Source organism: Devosia polycyclovorans (assembly GCF_042181575.1).
Lineage (GTDB): Bacteria > Pseudomonadota > Alphaproteobacteria > Rhizobiales > Devosiaceae > Devosia > Devosia polycyclovorans.
Map to the genome: position 1 here is coordinate 1264643 of NZ_CP170082.1, position 20058 is coordinate 1284700.

Below are 20058 nucleotides of genomic sequence, written 5' to 3' on the forward strand. Positions count from 1 at the left end.
GTCTAGGCCTCGAGCTTGAGGAGAGAGGCGATATTGGCGGCGGCATCCCGATAGGTGCCGAGCTCGCCCTTGGGCGCGGTCATGATGACGGTCATGCCGGGACCGTAGCCCGAACGCGGGCCGTCGGTCTGGCCGACGACGCCGATGCTCATGGCGCCGCGGAGATAGCCGTGATTGTAGCGGCTGTCCGTGTTCTCGATGGCGACAACGTCGCCAAGCTTGAGCTGGTCTAGACCAGCTTCGGCGAGCGCCGCGCGGTCGGTCGACTGCATGTGAAGGCTGCCGCCTTCGCTGGTGAGCCCGGCGCCCGCGCCGACCAGGAAGGCCGGGACGGTGGCGACCGTGCCGAACTTGAGGATGCCGTCTTCTGTCTTGTTGGGCAGGACCTTGAGGAGATCTGGCGACAGGCCCTTGCAGGCGATGTTCTCGTGGCCGTCGATGACGATGCCGGTGCCGTAGGACTTGACGATGATCTGGTCGCCAACGGCCATTTTCTTTCTGATCTCCTTGGGGAAGTGAATGATGACCTGCTCGGAGAAACGGCCCGATTTGCCGGTGACCACGCCCTTGGCGCCCTGAGCCTGGCCAGTCATGACGGTGGCTGTGTTGCCGAGACAGGAGAAGACGTTGAGGCCGCGATTGCGCCCGTCGTCCGTGCCGCGGATCGAAACGCCGGGATGGATGCAGTCGGCGGCCCAGCCGAAGGCTTTGTCACCAATCGAGACGTTGTAGACGATGCCGCCCCATGCCGGCAGCAGGAAGGGCGTGCCATCGGCGGCCAGGCGATAGGGCTCGGCGGGCAGGCCGGGGAAGCCGGGATGGGCGATGACGCCGCCAACTGATACGGCAACGAGGTCTGCTTCGTTGAAGGTGACAGTCATTTGCCGGCTCCAATGCGGAAATAGTTGGCGATATTGGCGGAGGGGTCGACTTCGAATTCGATGCCGCCTTCGTGGCAGGTCATCAGCGTCATGATGCCGGGCCCGTGGCCGGTCATGATGGAATCGCCGTGAATACAGATAGCGATGGAGACAGCGCCCTCGCGGTAAGACCTGCCGAAATGGTGATCGGCATGGCGGATGGCGATGATGTCGCCGAGACGCATCTGGTCGATACCGAGATCGGCCATCAGCGCGCGATCCCCGCTCATGAGGTCCTGGTCAACATATTCGGAATTGAGCTCGGCACCCGAGCCCATGATCTCGATGGGCAGTTCGATGGCCACGGGGAGCTTCAGTGCGCCATTGCCGGCGCGGGTAAGACCGAGCGACGCCAGGAGTTTGGGGCTGGTTTTCTTGAATTCGATCCTGGGGAATTCGTTGAGTGCGATGCCACGGCCGACAGCCTCGATCTGGATCTGGTCGCCGATATTGAGGAGCTCGTTGACCTCGTCGGGGAAGGCGACGAGGAGGCGGGCATGCTCGCCGGTCACTGTCCCCTTGGCGCCTTTGGCAAGGCCGGACATGACGGTCGCCTCATTGCCCACGCAAGAAAGATAGTGGAGCGCCATGTCGCTCTTTTCGTCGGGATGGGCGATCGACACGCCCGGCTCGACATGGTCGCCGGCCCAGCCGAAGGCGCGATCGCCAACGCTGGCATTGTAAGTCACGCCGAACATGCCGGGCAGGATCACGCCCTTGCCGTCGGGGTGATGCGTGTAGTGCCCGGGACGGAGCGAGGGGCTTGAAACATAGCCGCAGACGGCCATGGCCACGAGGCTTTCTGCATTGGAGGTGAGCCCTCCGAGTTCAGCGCTCATGCTGCCTCTCCACATTTTTTCGCTGGGGTATTTGCATCGCTTGACAACCCGTTCAAACCCTGTCCACCATTAGATCATCAGATTGTCGACAATCAGACGATCACAGAAGTGCACACAGATCGGGCGTCGTCAAGCGGTCGATCAGAAAAGCAGCAAAAATGCTGCAATGAAAAGATTAGTCAGGCGGGGCAATGAGTTACGCGAAGCTTATGGAAGCTATGGGGCAGGTAAACGACCTGCTGAATACCCAGTCCATCCTCAATTGGGATGCCCGGACAATGATGCCCGAAGGTGGGCATGAGACCCGCGGCAAGCAGCTGGCAACACTCTCGGTTCTGACCCGTGACCTGCTGGTCTCGACCGAAACGCGCCGTCGACTCGACGCTGCGGAAGCCGAAGTCGCGAGTTTTCCCGACGGGTCTGTGGAAAAAGTCATGGTTGCGCAGGTGCGCGAGGCCATCGACTACCATCTTGCCATTCCCGCCGACCTGACGCGTCGTCGCGCCGAGCTCGGATCGGTTGGGCACGCCGTCTGGGCCAAGGCGCGTGCCGAGAGTGACTTCAAGCAGTTTGCACCGATCCTCGAGCAGACCGTGGCACTCAATCGCGAGATGGCTGAGGCAATTGGCTATTCAGAACATCCCTATGATGCGCTGATGTACAGGTTTGAACCAGGCGAAACGGTGGCGACGCTGAAGCCGCTGTTCGATCGCCTGCGTGAAGGGTTGCAGCCTTTGGTTAAAGCCATCGGGGAAAAGGAGCAGCCGCGCTTCGATTTCCTCGAACGCCATTATCCCGTGGACAAGCAGCACGCCTTCGCGCTCGCCATGGCCGAGAAGGTTGGCTATGACCTGCATCGCGGTCGGCTCGATACCACGCTGCACCCGTTTGAAGTGTCGTTCACCCGCAATGACGTTCGCATCACCACGCGCTTCAACCCCAACTATATGGCTGCGAGCCTATTTGGGGCGCTGCATGAGGCCGGACATGGTCTCTATGAGCAGGGTGTCGACCCCGCCTATACGCGCACGCCTTTCGCCACAGACCTGGTTGGCCTCTATGCCGTGGGTGGCGTCAGCTTCGGTGCCCACGAATCGCAGTCGCGGCTCTGGGAAAACCATGTTGGTCGCAGCCGCGAGTTCTGGCAGGTGAACTTTGCCGAGGCGCAGAAATTCTATCCCGAGCAACTCGCTGATGTGACGGCGGAAGAATTCTTCCGCGCCGTCAATCGCTGCAAGCCAGGCTTCATCCGCGTCGAAGCGGACGAGTTGACCTACGATTTCCACGTCATGCTGCGCACCGATATTGAGGCTGCGCTGATCGATGGGTCGCTGGCGGTCCAGGACCTGCCGGAGGCGTGGAACGCCAAGATCAAGGAGTATCTCGGCCTTGACGTGCCCAATGATGCGCAGGGCGTGCTGCAGGATGTGCATTGGTCATCGGGCCAGATCGGCACGTTCTGTAACTACACCATCGGCAATGTCATGGCCGGCCAGCTTTTCGAAACTGCCAAGCAGGATGCGACCATCGCGTCGGGCCTTGCAACAGGAGATTATGAGCCTCTCCGGGTCTATATGGTCGAGAACGTACACCAGCATGGGCGTCGCTACATGCGTGACGAACTCCTGGTGAAAGCCACTGGCCGCAAGCTCGATCCAGAGCCCTACATCGCGCATCTGACCAGCAAATACAGCGAACTTTACAGCCTTTAGGGAGGAAGCGTCATGCAAGCATCAGACCTGCACGCCAACCGGCTCGCCAACCGCGTCAAGCTCAAGGACGCACATATCATCACCAAGATGGCGGACATCGCCGCAGGGCTGCCGGACGTGATCAAGCTCGGACGCGGCGATCCGGACCTCGATACACCTGCCCACATCGTCAAGGCGGGTCAGGATGCGCTCGGCCGTGGGGAAACCCATTACGGCCATCCGCTTGGGCTGCCGGCACTGCGCACTGCGATTGCTGAGAACATCAAGGCCTATGGCGGCGCCGATTACGCGATCGACGAAATCGTGGTTACCCCGGGGGGGCAACACGCGATGTTCGTAATTGCGCTGGCGCTCCTCAATCCCGGCGACGAGATCCTCGTGCCGTGCCCAGGCTATAATCCCTATGGACAGGCGGCGGAACTGGCCGACGCGACAGTCGTCAATATCCGCATGAGCATGGAGACCAACTTCACGCTCACCGCCGACATGGTCAAAGCGGCGATCACGCCGAAATCCAAGGTTCTGGTGCTGATCAACCCCAACAACCCGACCGGCACGGTGACGGCGCCTGACGAGGTTGAAAAGATTGCCAAGCTGGCCATCGAGCACGATCTGATCGTCATCTCGGACGAAATCTACGCGCGCCTGACCTATGGCAACCAACGCATCCAGCCGGTGGCATCGCTGCCCGGCATGCGCGAGCGGACGATAACGCTGTCGGGCTTTTCCAAAGCCTATGCCATGACCGGCTGGCGCGTCGGCTACTTTGCGGGGCCGCGTGAGCTGATCGTGGCCATGGCGGAAATCAATCATGCCTTTGCTATTTCGGTAGCGTCGGTCAGCCAGCATGCGGCGCTGGCCGCCCTTACGGGGCCGCAGGAGTGCGTGGAAGACATGCGCCTAGTCTACGACGAACGGCGCAAGGCGCTGTGCGAGGGGCTAGACGCGCTGGGCATTCCCTATGCCGAGCCGCAGGGCGCTTTCTATGTCTATGCCAATGTCGCTGCGACGGGCCTGCCCGCCAGTGCATTCTGCGAGCGCCTCCTCACCGAGGGCCGGGTGCTGATGTATCCGGGCACGATTTACGGCGACTACACGGACGATTTTGTCCGCATGTCGCTGACCCAGCCGGTTGATCGCATCCGCGAAGCGATGAGCCGCATCCAAACCGTCGTCAATGCCATCCGCGCCGAGCGCGCCGCGCCCGCCGCCTAAGGAGCTTTCATGTCCGTTTCTACCAACCCAAACGTTTTATCGATCAAGCACATGGCCTTTGGCGTCAAGGACGCCAAGAAGGCGCTTGAGGCCTATTCGAAGTTCCTAGACGTGCCGACCGATACTGCCATCATCGACTATCCCAAGTCCAAGAACCGCGTAGCGCTCTTCCAGCTGGGGGGCATCGAATACCAGCTCTGCCAGTCCATGGAGGAAGGTGGGCGCTTCGATGCCTGGATGAAGCAGCGCGGCGGCGCCGAAGGCCTGCACCACATCTGCTACGCTGTCGACAATATCGACAAGGCGCTGGATCACGCCAAGGCGCAGGGCGCCGAGCTGCGCATCTGCCAGGCCTGCGGCGTCTATGGCAGCCATCCCCATCCCGAAGGTTTCGTTGCCTTCCTCGACAACGACGCCGGCGGCATCGAGATCGAATTCATGCAGGTCTACACGCCTGAAGAACTCGAAAAGTACAACGCCTTCAAGGGAATCTGACGACCGTGTCCGAAGCAAAAACCATCACAGTCGGCACTGCTGTTGCCAAGCCCGGCGAAGTCGTCCGTGGCGTTATTCCCGTCACCGAGCTCGCCGGTGGCACCAAGGTCGAAATCCCGCTGGTCATCGTCAATGGCATCAAGCCCGGTCCGGTCTTCTGGGTGGACGGCGCCATTCACGGCGACGAGCCGGAGGGCCCGATGGCCTGCGCCATCGCCCTGCGAGAGGTCGATCCCCAGCAGCTATCGGGCACGCTGGTGATGGTGCCGGTGATGAATGTCATGGCGTTCGAGAATGCCAATCGCGGCAATCCGCTCGACACCTTCTCGTTCGACATGAACCGCATCTATCCGGGCCGCGCCAATGGCTATCTCAGCGAACGTGTGGCCTGGGCCCATTCGGAATGGATGAGCAAGGTCGCCGACTTCGAAATCTCGATCCATTCAGGCGGCGCGCACTCGTTCCTCGCCAAGGCGATCTTTGTAGACGAGACGCCGGCTTCGGTTGAACTCGCTATGGCCATGGGCGAGGGCTGGGGCTGCATCATGTCCAACTTCCTGCCCAAGGGTTCGCCCATGGCGCAGATGAAGGAGATCGGCAAGACTGGCATTACGGTGGAACTGGGCGGCCGCTCGGCGACGAGCCCGGAAAAGTTCGCCGAAGTTTCGCGGCACCTCGCCAATTCGATCATCAATATCCTGCGCCACTACAAGATGTATCCTGGCCAGGCGACCTATCCCAACGACGCGACCAGGGGGCAGCAGGAGGCGCTGCTGGCGCCGGCCTCCGGTATCTTCGTGCCGACGCCGGGCGTCGATTTCCTCAAGCCCATGAAGAAGGGCGATAGCCTTGCCAAGATCGTCAACATCTTTGGCGACGAACTGGCGCATCTGGTGGCTCCGGCGGACGGCATGTTCTTCGGCCTGCGGGCTTTGCCGAACGTCAACACCGGCGACTGGTGTTGCTTCTTCAACAAGGTCGAAGGACCGCGCGACTGGACGCCATAAGGCAACCGGCCAGGGGATATCAGCATGCGCGACTTCATCGGCTACGCCAATCGACCGCCTACGGTGCGCTGGCCCGGCAATGCCGGCATCGCCGTCAATTTCGTCCTCAATTACGAGGAAGGGTCGGAATATTCCCTGGATGACGGAGATGGGCGGTCCGAAGGGGCGCTCATCGAGGTCAATGCCGTTCGGGTCAAGACGGGCGACCGCGATTTCGCCTCGGAGAGCATGTATGAATATGGTGCACGCGTCGGCTTCTGGCGCGTCTACCGCCTTTTCCGCGAACGCGGTCTGCCCCTGACCATTTTCGCGGCAGCCCTGGCGCTCGAGCGCAATGCAGATGTCGCCAGGGCCATTGCAGACACCGACTGGGATGTGGTGGCGCACGGCTACCGCTGGATCGAGCACTACAATCTCGATGAGGCTACCGAGCGCGAGCATATTGCGAAGGCCTATGCGAGCATTGCAAAGACCGTCGGGCGGCCGCCTGAGGGCTGGTATTGCCGCTACAGTCCCAGCGCCCATACGCGGCGGCTCGTGGTTGAGCATGGCGGCTACCGCTATGATAGCGACGCCTACAATGACGAAGTGCCCTATTGGCTAAGCGTCGAGGGCAAGCAGCATCTGGTCCTGCCCTATTCGCTCGTCACCAACGACGCCAAACTCTTGGCTGGCGGCGGCATCGAGACTGCAGGCGACTATGCGCAATTTCTGATCGACACTTTTGAGGTGCTGCGCACCGAGGGTCGGCAGACGCCTCGCATGATGTCCATAGGTCTCCATCCCCGGGTGATCGGCCATCCCGGTCGCTTTGCCGGCCTCGTCAAATTCCTCGATCATGTCGCTGCCTGCCGGGACGCCTGGATTGCCCGTCGGGCCGACATTGCCAGCCATTGGCGCACCGTCATGCCGCCGGAAGGGGAGGTTGCATGATGCAGTCCGTCGCCATCCAGCCGAGCATTTCTCACGATCGCTTCGCCGCTTATGGCGCGATCATCGACCGCCCCGCTCAGTTCGGCGAGCGCGCATTTTATTCACATTGGCTTGGGGGCGAAAACCTCGCGGCCGTCTTCCACGTCAACAATGTGCCGATGACGACCATGCCGGCAGTTGTTGACCGGCTGGAGCGGCACCCGCATGCCGCACAGTGTTTTGTACCGCTCGACGTGAGTCGCTACCTTGTCACCGTTGCCCCCTCGAAGGCCGACGGGTCTCCCGATCTCGAACAGGTCGAGACGTTTCTTGTCCCTGGTACCGTCGGTGTCCTCTACGCCCCGGGCATCTGGCACGCTGGGATCAGCGTCATCGATCGGGCAGGGGCCTTCGCCGTGTTGATGTGGCGCGGCGCCGATGACGATGACGTCTTTACCGATATTTCTCCGCTTCAACTTGTTACCGAGGAGGGACAGGCATGACCCGGACCCCAAAACTTTACGTCCCGGCCATCACGCCATTCGCTGCGGATCTCAGCGTCGACGTCACGCGCTTTGTCGCCAACAGCAAGGCCTTGCTTGAAGACGGAGCCGATGGCCTTGCTCCATTTGGCACGACCAGTGAAGCGAACTCGATGAGCGTTGGCGAGCGTATCGATGCACTCGATGCCTTGATCGACAGCGGGATCGATCCCCAGCGACTGATGCCAGGAACCGGCTGCGTTGCCCTGAGCGACACGATCGCGCTCACGCGGCACGCCACCGAGCGGGGCTGCCTCGGTACGCTGATGCTTCCGCCGTTCTACTATAAGGGTGTGACGGATCAGGGTCTGGTCGACAGCTATTCCGCCATTATCGACGCCGTCGGCGATAGCCGTCTCCGCATCTACCTCTACCATATACCCCAGATGACCGGCGTGCCGATTACGCTCGGTCTCATCGAGATGCTGCTCAAAAAGCATCCGGGAATCTTCGTCGGCCTGAAAGATTCCTCGGGTAACTGGGACAATACCCGCTCCGTGATCGAAGCCTTTCCCGAGCTTGAGAGCTATTCTGCCTCCGAGGCGCTGATCCCGCAAAACGTCGCGGCAGGCGGCGCCGGATGCATTAGCGCATCCGCAAATGTCAATGCGCGAAATATCGTGGCGCTGATGCGCGCACTCGGAACGCCTGAGGAAGCCCAAATTGCGACGGGTGTCGCCACTGTTCGCAAGATCTTCGAAAGCCTGCCGCTCATTCCTGCCATCAAGGCGGCAACGGCCCTTCGGCACGGCGACGAGGCTTATGCAACGGTGCGGCCCCCCTTCGTGCGCCTGGGCACAGAGCACAACGAAGCAGTGGCGCGCGCCGTGTCGATTGCGCAAGGCAAGGCAGAATGATCATGGCAGATGCACACGCCGACATCACCCGCATTGAGAACGTACCGCTTCGAGTGTCTGTCGCCGACATCATCCGCCAGGCCATTCTCAATGGCACGATGAAGCCTGGCACACCCGTCGTCGAAATGGCGTTGGCCGAGCAGTTGCGGGTGTCTCGTGCGCCTGTGCGCGAAGCGATCCAGATTCTTGAGGCGGACGGTCTGATTGAAAGCGAGCCCTATAAGGGCAAGCGGGTCAAACCGCTGACGCCCAAGGAAGTCGAGGAGCTCTATAGCCTTCGTGAACAGTTTGAGGCCTTTGCCATTCGCCGGATTGTGGAGCGGCGGGTCGATGTTTCCGAGTTGCACCGTCACTCGGATGCGATGTTTGAAGCCGCAGAGAGCGGCGATCTCGCAGCCCTGAATACTGCCGATGAAGCCTTCCATCGCGCCCTGATCCGCCTTGCCGATCATGAGCTGATGCTTGGCTTCTGGGACAATCTCTATATGCGCATCCGCCAGATCATGGCCCTGCGCAACAGCGCCAATCGCGACCTGCGGGCAGTGGCGGAAAATCATCCGCCAATTATCGAGGCTATCGAAAATCGCGACATGATCCGCGCCATATCCTTGATTTCGGACCACACCCGTTCTGCTTCCCAGATTGCTCCAGAAGAGCTGGGGATCACACCATGACAAGGCGCGTGCTGATCACTGGCGCGGGGGGCTTTGTCGGCTCGCATCTGGCAGAAGGATTTCGGGCCCTTGGCGATGAGGTGTTCGGGGTCGATCGTCTATTTGACCAGAAGACGCGCAGACGCCTCGATGGCATTGCCTTTATCGAGACCGATCTTCTGCGCTCAGACGGTCCTGAGCTTCCCCACGCAGATCTCGTTATTCATGGCGCAGCGATCACCACACCGCCAGATGGCACCATGCTTCCTGACGGCGCGCATCTCGCTGCCAATCTCGCCCTGACGGATGAGGTTCTCCGCCACGCCATTGCCTGCGGTGCGAAAGACTTCGTTTTCGTTTCCTCGTCCGGCGTTTTCAGTGCCGAGGATGGCGAGGGCATTCATCTCGAAAGCACCTCTGCGACCGCCCGTCTGCCTTATGCCGAGGCAAAGAGGGCCGGCGAGAAGTCCGCCGATGCGATTAGGGAACTGCGTGCCATCTCCGTTCGACTGGGCCCGATCTATGGTCCTCATGAGCACCCACGCGACACGCGCGCCGTGGTTTCGTCAGTCCGGCGTTGGCTCAACATGGCTATCTCGCACGAAGCGATGGTCGTCGACATGCCCGCGGAACGGCGGGACTGGACCTTCGCCCCGGACCTGCCCTTTGCGCTCGACGCTCTTTTAAAGAAGAAGCCACAGGCACGCGGCGTCTTTCATCTGACGTCGGGCGAGGCGGTGGCCAATATCGATCTCGCACGAATGATCTGCGATCTTGTCCCTGAGGCGCAGATCGTCATCGGCGACACCACGCGCATCGAACTCTTCCCCATGGGCAGCGATCGCCTCGACCTCTCGGCGCTCTTCGAGTGGACCACTATCCCCACTGGTCTTGCCCGCATTCTGTCGGCGGAGGCCAGAATATGACACCGCTCCGCATCATCCTGGTCGGTCTTGGCGCGCGTGCCCAGTTCTGGATGCGCGTCATTCGCGAGAACCCGGACTGCGTCATCGTCGGCCTGATTGATCCGTCTGGAGATGCACGGGCCCGCGCCCTGGCCCAGTGGCCTGAAGCAACAGCCAGCGCCGATCTCAATCTCATCACGACACTCGAGGCTGATTTCGTCCTGCTCGCCACCCCGCCTGGCGGCCGCGAGCGGCAGATGGAGCTGGCGTGCAAGGCAGGCATCGCCATTCTCGCTGAAAAGCCCCTGGCCGACAGTGTCGACCTTGCCGCCCGCTATGTCGAAATGGCCGAAGACGCTGGCGTCCCTCTTGCCGTGGGCCTCAATTTTCGCTTCCTGTCCGTCACCCAGGAAACGCTGCGCCTCTTCGATGAGACGGTTGGCGCGCCGGAATTCGGCCGCTTCACCTATGAGCGCTGGCGCGACGGCTGGAGGCCGAACTTCAACAAATATCCCCTGACCATGGATCAGCCCATGCTCTGGGAACAATCGATCCACCACTTCGATTTGATGCGCTACGTCTATCGCTCGGAGCCGGTTTCCGTGTTCGGCTCAACGTTCAATCCCAGTTGGTCAATGTACCGCGACGACGCCAATGTCTCGGCACTCATCCGTTTCGCCAATGGCGTCGAGGTCAACTACCAGGGCCTCTGGCAATCGAACTGGCAAAAGCCCGGCTTTGAATGGCGAAGCGAGTGCGCAAAAGGGGTCGTCGTTCAGAACGACCAGTTCGGCGAACTGAACTACGCCCTTCATGCCGACACGCAGCTCACCCCTGTCGTTCTGCCCCCGTACGAACAATGGATCAGCGACGCCACGGCGCTGCTCGCTGCCTTTGTCGCGGCCATGCGTGGCACGGATCCGTTGCCGTGCACCGGGCGCGACCACCTCAATTCGCTTCGCATGGTTCAAGCCTGCATTCTCTCTTCGAAACAGGGCCAAGCGATTAACCCAGCTGATCTCGATACAGATGTGAAGCGAGAGATCGGCCACACCCACCACTCTGCACTCCAGCAAAGGACGACCCTATGATGACCGTGAGACACCTTCTCATGGCAGGCACGGCGGCATTTATCTTGCCGCTCGCCTCTGCCTATGCCGCCCCGCCTGCAGATACCCTGGTCGTCGGCATTTCCGCGGATGCCTCGACGTTCGATCCTGCCGCCATCAGCAGTCGCGACAATTCCAACATCGCCAAGCATATTTTCGGCACTTTGTACGAAATCACCCCTGAGGGCGATATCGTGCCGCAGATGGCCGAGTCCTATGTCGAGGCCGAGGACGGACTGAGCTACACCTATACGCTCAAGCCTGACCTCAGTTGCGAAGACGGTGAAGCGCTCACCGCTGAAGACGTCGCCTACTCCTTCAACCGTGCAGGCGATCCGGAGAATGCGTTCACCGGAAATACGCCCGGCTTTGTCTACTCTTCCATCGGTTTCGACGGCGCGGAAGCAATCAGCGAAAACGAGGTGAAGATCAACCTCACCAAGAAAAACCCGGTATCGTTCGGCCTCATCGCAGAAGTGTTCATCCACTGCAAGGATAGCTACGAGACGATGAGCCTTGAAGATGCAGCGGCCAACCCCGTTGCGTCGGGCTCCTATCGCCTTGCCTCGTGGGATCGCGGTTCGCAGGTTGTCCTTGAAAAGATCAAGGACCCCGGCAATTTCGAGACCATCGTCTGGCGTATCATTCCCGAAGCCTCGACCCGTTCGGCCGAACTCATTGCGGGCAACGTCGACATCATCACCAATGTCGCCCCTGACCAGCTGGACGCCGTCAACAATTCGGGCACTGCCGAGGTCAAGAGCGTCCAGGGGACACGCCGCATCTATGTCGGCTTCAACATGCGCGAAGACTTCGCGACGGGCTCAGAAGGTGGCGCAGCCATCCAGGAAACTGACGTCCGCGTCGCCCTGCAGTATGCGGTCGACGTTGAAGCCATCTGCTCGCAGCTCCTGAACTTCGCGTGCACCCGTGCGACGGGCCTCGTCAATCCGCCGAACGCCAATGCCTCGCTCGAGCCTTATCCCTATGACCCGGACAAGGCCGAAGAATTGCTCGACGCTGCCGGTTATCCGCGTGGCGAAGATGGAACCCGCTTCGAGATTACGTTCCAGGCCCCGCGCGGCCGGTATCTCAACGATGCCAACGTGGCCCTCGCCATCGGCCAGTATCTCGATGATATCGGCGTCAAGACCAACGTCGAACTGATGGAATGGGCCTCGGTCTACGTGCCGATGCTGTCCAAGCACGACATGGGCCCGATGTTCTTCCTTGGCTCGGGTGGCGGCACCTGGAGTGCGCTCTACGACATGGCCGACCTTTCGGCCGTGGATGCGGGCACCAACTACACCGAGTGGCAGAACCCGGACTGGTTCTCCGGCTGGGCTGAAATCGCCGCCGCGACCACTGAAGAAGAGCGTCGTGCCGTCATCGATCGCATGCTCGAGGTCTTCTACAACGATCCGCCGTGGTTGATGCTCTACTTCCAGCCCGACTTCTACGGCGTCAGCAACCGCGTAGCCTTTGAGCCGCGCCGCGACGAGAAGGTCTACCTGTTCGACACCACACTCGCGCAGTGACGATGTCCGGCACGCAGGATCACGAGGGGCCCTGCGTGCCGGATCAAGCCGGCGGCTACAAGCCGGCAGGAGAAATTCTTTCGGGAGGTCAATGAGGGAACGACCATGAAAACTCTATATCACTTCGCGCTTGCCGCGGCTCTGGGGGCCGCACTATCGACTACCGCACTGGCCGCTCCGCCCGACGACACCGTTGTCGTTGGTCTCAGTGCCGATGCCTCGACCTTTGATCCCGCGCAGATTTCGAGCCGCGACAATTCCAATATCGCCAAACACATCTTCGCAACGTTGTTCAAGGTCAACTTCGCGGGAGAGGTGGAGCCCTATCTTGTCGAAGACACGACGGTGAGCGAGGATGGGCTTGCCTATACGTTCAAGATCAAGGATGGCCTGACCTGCGACGATGGCGAAGCGCTGACCGCCGAAGACGTCGCCTATTCGTTCAATCGCGCCTCTGACCCTACCAATGCCTTTACCGGCAACACGCCGGGCTTTGTCTATACGACGCTCGGCTTCAAGTCCGCCGAGGTCGTGGACGATCTCAATGTGCAGATCAACCTCAGCGCCAAGACCACCTTGGCGCTCGGCATGATGGCGCAGGTCTTTATCCACTGCAAAGACAGCTACGAGAAGATGAGCCTTGAAGAGGCTGCCGCCAATCCCATCGGCTCGGGTTCCTATCGTTTGGCCTCCTGGGATCGCGGCTCACAGATCGTGCTTGAAAAGGTCAAGGAGCCCGGCACGTTCGATACAATTATCTGGCGCATCATCCCCGAGGCATCGACCCGCACGGCCGAACTGATTGCGGGCAATGTCGACATCATCACCAATGTCGCACCTGACCAGGTGTCCGCGATCGACGCCTCAGGCTCGGCGACCGTCGCCAAGGTCAGCGGCACCCGCCGCATGCAGATTGGTTTCAACCTTGGCGAGGGCGTTGCCGGCATGCCAGGTGCCGCCGAGATCCAGGACCCCAAGGTGCGCTGGGCGCTTCAATATGCCGTCGACGTCCCGAGCATCTGTTCGCAACTGCTGGGCACCGAGTGCACGCGCATGACGAGCCTCGTCAATCCGCCTAACGACAATCCGGACCTCAAGCCGGTTCCCTATGACCCGGATATGGCCGAACAGCTTCTCGACGAAGCTGGCTACCCGCGCGGCGAAAACGGCGTGCGCTTCAGCATCCGCCTCCAGGGACCGCGCGGCCGCTACCTCAACGACGCAAATGTCGTCCAGGCCATCGGCCAGTACCTGACCGATGTCGGCGTTGAAACCGAAGTCGAGCTGCTCGAATGGGCCTCGGTCTATTCGCCGCTGCTGCGGACCAAGGAGATGGGCCCGCTATTTTTCCTCGGGCAGGGTGGCGTGACCTGGAACCCGCTCTACGACATGAGCCTGTTCTCGACGCCAGACGCGCCCACCAACTATCAGAGCTGGACGGATCCGCGCTGGTTCGATGATTGGAAGCTCGCGCTCGAGGCCGACACGGTGGAAGAAGCGCGTCCGGTCATCAACCGCATGCTCCAGCTCTTCTACGAGGAAGGCCCCTGGCTGCAGCTCTACTTCCAGCCCGATTTCTATGGCGTCTCCGAGCGTATCGAGTGGACGCCGCGGCGCGACGAAGAGATCGAGCTGTTTGCTGCAACGCTCAAGCAGTAGCCTGACACCCCCCGGATGCGCTGCCCCAAGTGGCGCATCCCCTTGTTCTCCAAAATCGGTCAACCGCGCATGTGGACATTCATCATTCGACGCCTCATCCAGAGCGTCATCGTCATCATCGGGGTAACGCTGATTACCTTTACGGCCCTGCAGATGAGTGGTGACCCCACCTATCTCTACGTCAGCGAACGCGCGACCGAGGCCGAAATCCAGCGGACGCGAGAAGCTCTCGGCTTCGACAAACCGCTTCCCGAGCAGTACCTGAATTTCCTCGGTAACCTGGTTCAGGGCGATTTCGGCAATTCACTATCTTACAAGCGTCCGGCGATTGAATCGGTAATGGAGGCCTTGCCGGCGACGCTGGAACTGACGCTCTTTGCCATGTTCCTCGCGATCGTCGTCGCCATTCCGCTCGGGGTGGTGGCCTCACTCAATCGCGGCAGCGCGGTCGATGGCTCGATCATGACCATGGGGATGTTGGGGCAATCCATTCCCAGTTTTTGGCTCGGGATCATGATGATCATGTTCTTTGGCCTCCAACTCAGAATTCTCCCGATTTCAGGGCACGTTCCTTTTATCATGCCATTGATCCAGGGCGATTTCCTGCGCGCCTTCACCAATTTGCCGCAGACGCTCTATTACCTGATCATGCCCGGCTTTGCGGTGGCCTTCTATTCCATTTCCCGCAATGCCCGCCTCGTTCGCTCCTCCATGCTCGAAGTTCTCGGTCAGGATTTCGTTCGCACAGCGCGTTCAAAGGGCATCAGCGAGCGCGCCGTGGTGATCCGCCATGCGCTGCGCAATGCCTGGCTCCCCGTTGTGACCATGATCGGCCTTGAATTCGGGTTCCTGATCGGCGGCGTCGTCGTGGTCGAGATGGTGTTTTCCTGGCCCGGTATTGGCCGACTGGTCTTCAACGCCATCAATCAGCGCGACATTCCAGTGGTGCAAGCTGCCGTCGTGACCCTCGCGCTGGTCTTCATCGCGCTCAACCTCATCGTCGACCTTGTCTATGCCAAGATCGACCCCCGCGTGAAACTCTAGGAGGCCAGCATGACTGTCGAAACGACCCAGGCGCCCCAGATCGTCAGCCGGCCTCTCTCGCATCGTCGCCGCGAATTCCGGCGCGCCGTCCGCTCCATGGTGCAGGCCAAGTGGCCGCTCCTTGCGGCACTGATCCTTTTTTGTGTCGCCTTGGCCGCGCTCTTCGGCCCCTGGATATCGCCTCTCGATCCCAATCGGCAGGACATCATGGTGCGTCTCGCCGATCCGCTCAGCGAGGGACGTCGCAATGCCTTTTTCCTGCTCGGCACCGACGGTCTCGGGCGCGATGTGTTTTCTCGGCTCCTCTATGGCGCTCGCATATCCCTCACGGTGGGCATTTGTGCCATCATGGTCGGCGGAACCATCGGGGTGATCGCAGGCCTGCTTGCCGGTTACTTTGGTGGCTGGATCGATGACATCATCATGCGGTTGGGCGATATCCAGCTGGCCTTTCCCTTTATCCTTCTCGCCATCATGTTCCTCGTCATTCTGGGACCGGGCGTCGTCAATATCATCATCGTGCTGGGAGTTGGCCAATGGGTCACCTATGCCCGTATCGTCAGGGCCCAAACGCTGTCCTTGCGGGAAAAGGAATATGTCGAGGCGGCACGTGCTCTGGGCGATCCGACACCGCTCATCATCTTCCGCACCATCCTGCCCAATATCATCGCGCCGCTGACAGTGATCGCTTCTTTTAACGTCGCCTCGGTCATCCTGTCGGAAGCTTCACTGTCCTTTTTGGGCCTTGGCGTGCCGCCCGATGTTCCGACCTGGGGCGCCATGCTGGCAGACAGCCGCGACCAGCTAATGGCGAATAAATGGTGGCTCGCCTTTTTCCCCGGCATGGCCATCGTTCTCACCGTCCTGTCCTTCAATATTCTCGGCGACTGGTTGCGCGACTTCCTCGATCCGCGCCTCAAGACCATGGGCTGACCCAAACCCGAAAGTGAAAAAAATGAAGATCGGAATTGTTGGCGCAAGTTTTGCCCGCGCTGCCTATCTGCCCGCGCTACGCCACGTTGACGACACTGAAGTCGTCGCCATCGCATCGAGCCGTCTTGAAAGTGCCCAATCGGCCGCCTCCGAATTTGGTGTCGGCGCGGCCTATGACGATTGGCAGATGATGCTCGACAAGCACCAGTGCGACCTCGTGCTGATCGCAACGCCAACTGACCTGCACGCGCCTATCACATTGGCCGCCCTCGACCGCGGCGCCCATGTGCTTTGCGAAAAGCCGACGGCGATGGATGCGACAGAAGTCAAAACCATGCTCGACAGGGCCGAGGCCCTCGGGCGCGTGCACATGATCGACCACGAACTGCGCTTCAATCCAAATCGCACGCGCATCGCCGAGCTCATCGCATCAGGCGAACTCGGCGATATCCGGCACGTCAACATCGCCAATATCGGTGCTTCCTGGGCCAATCCCGCGAGCCGTCCTAAAGGCGATTGGTGGAGCCTTGCCGAGCATGGGGGCGGTCGCCTCGGCGCCAATGGCAGCCATCAGGTCGATATGCTGCGCTGGTGGCTCGGTCCCGTGCGCTCGGTTGTCGGGCAGGCGTTGACTGTGCTTCCGGATCGCCTCGACAAGAAGACGGGCGAGGCCTGGACGGCCACGGCCGATGATCTTGCCTATTTCACCATGGAAATGGAAAGCGGGGCGCTGGCTCAAGTCTTCATGTCCGGCGTTGCAGCCAACAATATCGGCAACCTGACACAGGTGTTCGGGTCCAAGGGCACGGTGGTGCTCGACAACGATAACGAGCGCCTGATGCATGCAAAGGCCGGCGAGAGCTTTTCCGATATCTCCGTCGAAGACCCCAACGCGGCGTTGCCGGGCCTCAACAAGGGTGTGTGGAATGTGTCGGTGGTTGGAGCCTTGCGCGAGTTGACCGCGGCCATTCGCGAGGGCCGGGGCCTCCAGCGTGGCGCAACTTTTGAGGATGGCCTCAAGAACCAGCAGGTGCTGGACGCGGTCAAGACTTCGACTAAGACTCGGGGATGGGTCGACCTGCCGTAGTCTGTCCGCATGCCGGCCAAAGCGTTATCCTCACTGGTGCCGCCCCCGATCCGATCCCGATGCTATTCTGGGCCGACTTGCCATCGACCGCGCCGCGCAAGGTCAGGGTGACCTTGCTGACAAATATCTGCAGCCATTTGCGTCGGAACGAAGGATCAGCGTCCCGAAGGCGGCGACGGATCCCCGTCGAGAAACGACTGATCCTGGCGGGCGACCGTTCTGCCTTGGCATGCCCCCTGACAGCACCAAGGCGCGAATAGCATTTTGCTCTGATGTCTCCAGAGCACGGTCGACCCCCTTGCGCGAACGCCGGCCATGTGATTGATATGCGCCCATCCACAGGGGTGCTCCGTATTGCCGGGGCTGAGACGCGGGCGGCAAGCCCTCAAACCCTATTAGCTGATCTGGGTAATACCAGCGGAGCGAGGCGGGCGATGTTTTCTGGCGCACAGATTTCCCTTTATCCAATGGCCGGCAATTTTGTCGGTATCATTCTTGACGCATTGCGTGCACTCGATCCCTATCGGGAGCGGTTGCGGATCGAGACCGACGACCTCTCCACGCTGCTGGTCGGGCCGCCCGAAGTGCTGTTTCCGGCCATGCGCGATCTCTTCGTTGCGGCCTCCAGCAGCGGCGAACATTGCGTGCTCCATGCTACGCTGTCGCGCGGCTGCCCAGGCGAGCCGGACGACGCCATCTGCCAGACCGCTGAATATGGCGGGCCGCGCGAGCCGCTGGAGCAGAGGAAGGCCGCAGCTCTCAAGTCGGTCGGCAGCGCGCCTGTGACCGACATGCAGGCTGCCGCACAATTCTCGCTCTATGTGATGGGCACCGGCGACCACATGGACGAGATCTATGGCTGCATCGATTTTCTTAAACAATCCGGCGTGTTCGGCCGCGCCAAGAATTTCTGCACGAGACTGGACGGCGATGCTGGCGCCGTCTTTGCGACCATCGAAGCCGCCCTCTGCCGCTTCGGGCCACCTGAAGGCCATGTGACGATCGACCTGACAGTATCCGCGAACAGCCCGACGCGCCGCTGAAGCGGTTCCCGTTTCGCGCTTCCCGTTTCGCGCTTCCCAGGTTCATCATGCCCCTTCTACCGCGCCCATCGCTGAGGTTGCTCGCCAGCACCGGCCCTGCCCTGATCTCGGTGGGGGCGGTTGTTCTGGCTTGGGAGACCTACGCGGCCTTTTCAGGCATTTCACCTACCACCCTGCCAGCGCCATCGCGGGTCGCCGCGCAGGTTATGGAACATCGCGGCGCGCTGCTGGACAACGCGATCCCCACACTCGGCGCAACGCTGCTCGGCTTTGCCTGCTCGTTGGCCGCAGCCCTCGTATTTTCAGTCCTCATCGACTTCTTCCGGCCGTTGCGGCGGGCGCTAATGCCTGTCTTCGTCATCAGCCAGACGGTGCCGCTCGTCGCGATTGCGCCGCTGATCGTGCTGTGGTTCGGTTTCGGGCTGGCGCCCAAGATCATGCTGGTGGCGCTGGTCACGTTCTTTCCAATGCTGGTCGCACTTTCGCAGGGATTTGAGGCGACCGATCGCGACATCGAGGCGCTGCTTGCCTCGATGGGGGCGTCGCGGGCGAAGATTTTTCGCCTGGCCCGGCTGCCTTCGGCCCTGCCGTATTTCTTTGCCGGGCTGCGCATCTCGATCACCTATGCGGTGGTTGGCGCCATCTTTGCGGAATATGCCGGGGCCGCCAAAGGGCTGGGCATCTATATCCTCAACGCCAAGAACAATTTCCGGCCCGATCTGGTTCTCGCTGCGGTGCTGGTCAGCGCGACGCTCACACTGGTGCTGTTCGGCACGACCATGCTGGTCCAGCGCGTCGCAATGCCATGGTTCCAGCACGAAGGCGATCGCAGGCCATGAGTGATATCCGGCTCGACCTGAACAATATCTGCAAGGACTTCGGCGGCCTGGCCGTGCTTGACCGCATCTCGCTACAGGTCGGGCGCGGCGAATTCGTGTCCATTCTCGGCCCCTCCGGCGCTGGCAAGTCCACCCTGTTCCGATTGTTGACCGGCGGGGTGGCATGCGATGGCGGCGAAATCCGCTTCGACGGTAACGTATTGGCCGGCGCCAACCCCTTCGCGTTCATGCCACAGCGCGACGCCCTGATGCCGTGGCGGCGGATCATCGACAACGCCACGCTGGGGCTTGAGGTACAGGGCGCCAGTCGAACCGCAGCGCGGGAAAAGGTAGCGCCGCTCTTTGACGAATTCGGACTGGCGGGCTTTGAGCAGCATTACCCATCCCAGCTTTCGGGCGGCATGCGCCAGCGCGCCGCCCTGTTGCGCACCGTCGTGCAGAACCGGCCCATGCTGCTGCTCGACGAACCGTTTGGGGCGCTCGACGCCCTCACCCGCACTGCTATGCAGCGCTGGTTGATGACGATGTGGGCGCAGCACCACTGGACCGCCTTGCTGATCACCCACGATGTCCGTGAGGCGGTGTTCCTGTCTGATCGCATCTATGCGCTATCCGCGCGTCCCGCCCGAATCCTGCGCGAATTTGTCGTACCGACCCCCCGTTCATGCCGCGGCCTGGTTTCCAGTGAAACCAGCCGGATCGAGGCTGAAATTCTTGACACCCTCCTTTCCCAGCAACCGGACCAATAG

20 protein-coding genes and 1 riboswitch are annotated in these 20058 nt (G+C 61.0%); of the genes, 18 read left to right on the forward strand and 2 right to left on the reverse strand.

Features of this window, described 5'->3' with window-relative positions; genetic code table 11:
- Positions 1–2: 2 nt before the first annotated feature.
- Together ACE4RL_RS06455 and ACE4RL_RS06460 are read right to left on the reverse strand one after the other, a co-directional pair.
- Positions 3–881 (reverse strand): DUF4438 domain-containing protein, encoded by an 879-nt coding sequence (locus tag ACE4RL_RS06455; RefSeq protein WP_375599683.1) that lies wholly within the window; start codon positions 879–881, stop codon positions 3–5.
- Positions 878–1759 carry a DUF4438 domain-containing protein gene (locus ACE4RL_RS06460; RefSeq protein ID WP_375599684.1) on the reverse strand — a complete coding sequence of 294 codons (882 nt, stop codon included), beginning with the start codon at positions 1757–1759 and terminating at the stop codon, positions 878–880. Before ACE4RL_RS06460 ends, ACE4RL_RS06455 begins: the two co-directional genes overlap by 4 nt.
- Before the next feature lie 191 nt (positions 1760–1950).
- Between ACE4RL_RS06460 and ACE4RL_RS06465 the strand changes: the two genes are divergently transcribed.
- From ACE4RL_RS06465 to ACE4RL_RS06550, 18 genes are all read left to right on the forward strand, one after another.
- Positions 1951–3471 carry a carboxypeptidase M32 gene (locus tag ACE4RL_RS06465; RefSeq protein WP_375599685.1) on the forward strand — a complete coding sequence of 507 codons (1521 nt, stop codon included), beginning with the start codon at positions 1951–1953 and terminating at the stop codon, positions 3469–3471.
- Between the two features lie 12 nt (positions 3472–3483).
- Positions 3484–4686 carry a pyridoxal phosphate-dependent aminotransferase gene (locus ACE4RL_RS06470; RefSeq protein WP_375599686.1) on the forward strand — a complete coding sequence of 401 codons (1203 nt, stop codon included), beginning with the start codon at positions 3484–3486 and terminating at the stop codon, positions 4684–4686.
- Positions 4687–4695: 9 nt separating this feature from the next.
- The gene (locus ACE4RL_RS06475) at positions 4696–5181 is read left to right on the forward strand and encodes a VOC family protein (protein ID WP_375599687.1); all 486 of its coding nucleotides are present in this window, start codon (positions 4696–4698) and stop codon (positions 5179–5181) included.
- A 5-nt stretch (positions 5182–5186) separates the two neighbouring features.
- Positions 5187–6188, forward strand: coding sequence for a succinylglutamate desuccinylase/aspartoacylase family protein (locus tag ACE4RL_RS06480; RefSeq protein ID WP_375599688.1), 1002 nt, complete (start codon positions 5187–5189; stop codon positions 6186–6188).
- 24 nt (positions 6189–6212) lie between these two features.
- Positions 6213–7121, forward strand: coding sequence for a polysaccharide deacetylase family protein (locus tag ACE4RL_RS06485; protein ID WP_375599689.1), 909 nt, complete (start codon positions 6213–6215; stop codon positions 7119–7121).
- Complete coding sequence (locus tag ACE4RL_RS06490; RefSeq protein WP_375599690.1) at positions 7118–7603, forward strand: ureidoglycolate lyase; 486 nt, start codon at positions 7118–7120, stop codon at positions 7601–7603. Before ACE4RL_RS06485 ends, ACE4RL_RS06490 begins: the two co-directional genes overlap by 4 nt.
- A complete protein-coding gene (locus ACE4RL_RS06495) occupies positions 7600–8499 on the forward strand; it encodes a dihydrodipicolinate synthase family protein (RefSeq protein WP_375599691.1) in 900 nt (299 codons plus the stop codon). The genes ACE4RL_RS06490 and ACE4RL_RS06495 overlap by 4 nt, the downstream gene beginning before the upstream one ends.
- Before the next feature lie 2 nt (positions 8500–8501).
- Complete coding sequence (locus ACE4RL_RS06500) at positions 8502–9173, forward strand: GntR family transcriptional regulator (RefSeq protein ID WP_375599692.1); 672 nt, start codon at positions 8502–8504, stop codon at positions 9171–9173.
- Positions 9170–10078 (forward strand): NAD-dependent epimerase/dehydratase family protein, encoded by a 909-nt coding sequence (locus ACE4RL_RS06505; protein WP_375599693.1) that lies wholly within the window; start codon positions 9170–9172, stop codon positions 10076–10078. The genes ACE4RL_RS06500 and ACE4RL_RS06505 overlap by 4 nt, the downstream gene beginning before the upstream one ends.
- The gene (locus ACE4RL_RS06510; protein ID WP_375599694.1) at positions 10075–11148 is read left to right on the forward strand and encodes a Gfo/Idh/MocA family protein; all 1074 of its coding nucleotides are present in this window, start codon (positions 10075–10077) and stop codon (positions 11146–11148) included. The genes ACE4RL_RS06505 and ACE4RL_RS06510 overlap by 4 nt, the downstream gene beginning before the upstream one ends.
- Positions 11145–12704, forward strand: a complete 1560-nt coding sequence (locus ACE4RL_RS06515; protein WP_375599695.1) for an ABC transporter substrate-binding protein — start codon at positions 11145–11147, stop codon at positions 12702–12704. The genes ACE4RL_RS06510 and ACE4RL_RS06515 overlap by 4 nt, the downstream gene beginning before the upstream one ends.
- Before the next feature lie 105 nt (positions 12705–12809).
- On the forward strand, positions 12810–14363 hold the full coding sequence (locus tag ACE4RL_RS06520) for an ABC transporter substrate-binding protein (protein ID WP_375599696.1): 1554 nt from the start codon (positions 12810–12812) through the stop codon (positions 14361–14363).
- 42 nt (positions 14364–14405) lie between these two features.
- Entirely contained in the window at positions 14406–15407 is a 1002-nt protein-coding gene (locus tag ACE4RL_RS06525) for an ABC transporter permease (protein WP_375599697.1), read from the forward strand.
- A 9-nt stretch (positions 15408–15416) separates the two neighbouring features.
- Positions 15417–16340 carry an ABC transporter permease gene (locus ACE4RL_RS06530; RefSeq protein ID WP_375599698.1) on the forward strand — a complete coding sequence of 308 codons (924 nt, stop codon included), beginning with the start codon at positions 15417–15419 and terminating at the stop codon, positions 16338–16340.
- 22 nt (positions 16341–16362) lie between these two features.
- Complete coding sequence (locus ACE4RL_RS06535) at positions 16363–17427, forward strand: Gfo/Idh/MocA family protein (protein ID WP_375599699.1); 1065 nt, start codon at positions 16363–16365, stop codon at positions 17425–17427.
- Between the two features lie 330 nt (positions 17428–17757).
- Positions 17758–17871, forward strand: a riboswitch (TPP riboswitch).
- Positions 17862–18470 (forward strand): YkoF family thiamine/hydroxymethylpyrimidine-binding protein, encoded by a 609-nt coding sequence (locus ACE4RL_RS06540; RefSeq protein WP_375599700.1) that lies wholly within the window; start codon positions 17862–17864, stop codon positions 18468–18470. Its footprint overlaps the riboswitch before it by 10 nt.
- Positions 18471–18517: 47 nt before the next feature.
- A complete protein-coding gene (locus ACE4RL_RS06545; protein ID WP_375599701.1) occupies positions 18518–19309 on the forward strand; it encodes an ABC transporter permease in 792 nt (263 codons plus the stop codon).
- Positions 19306–20058, forward strand: coding sequence for an ABC transporter ATP-binding protein (locus ACE4RL_RS06550; RefSeq protein WP_375599702.1), 753 nt, complete (start codon positions 19306–19308; stop codon positions 20056–20058). Before ACE4RL_RS06545 ends, ACE4RL_RS06550 begins: the two co-directional genes overlap by 4 nt.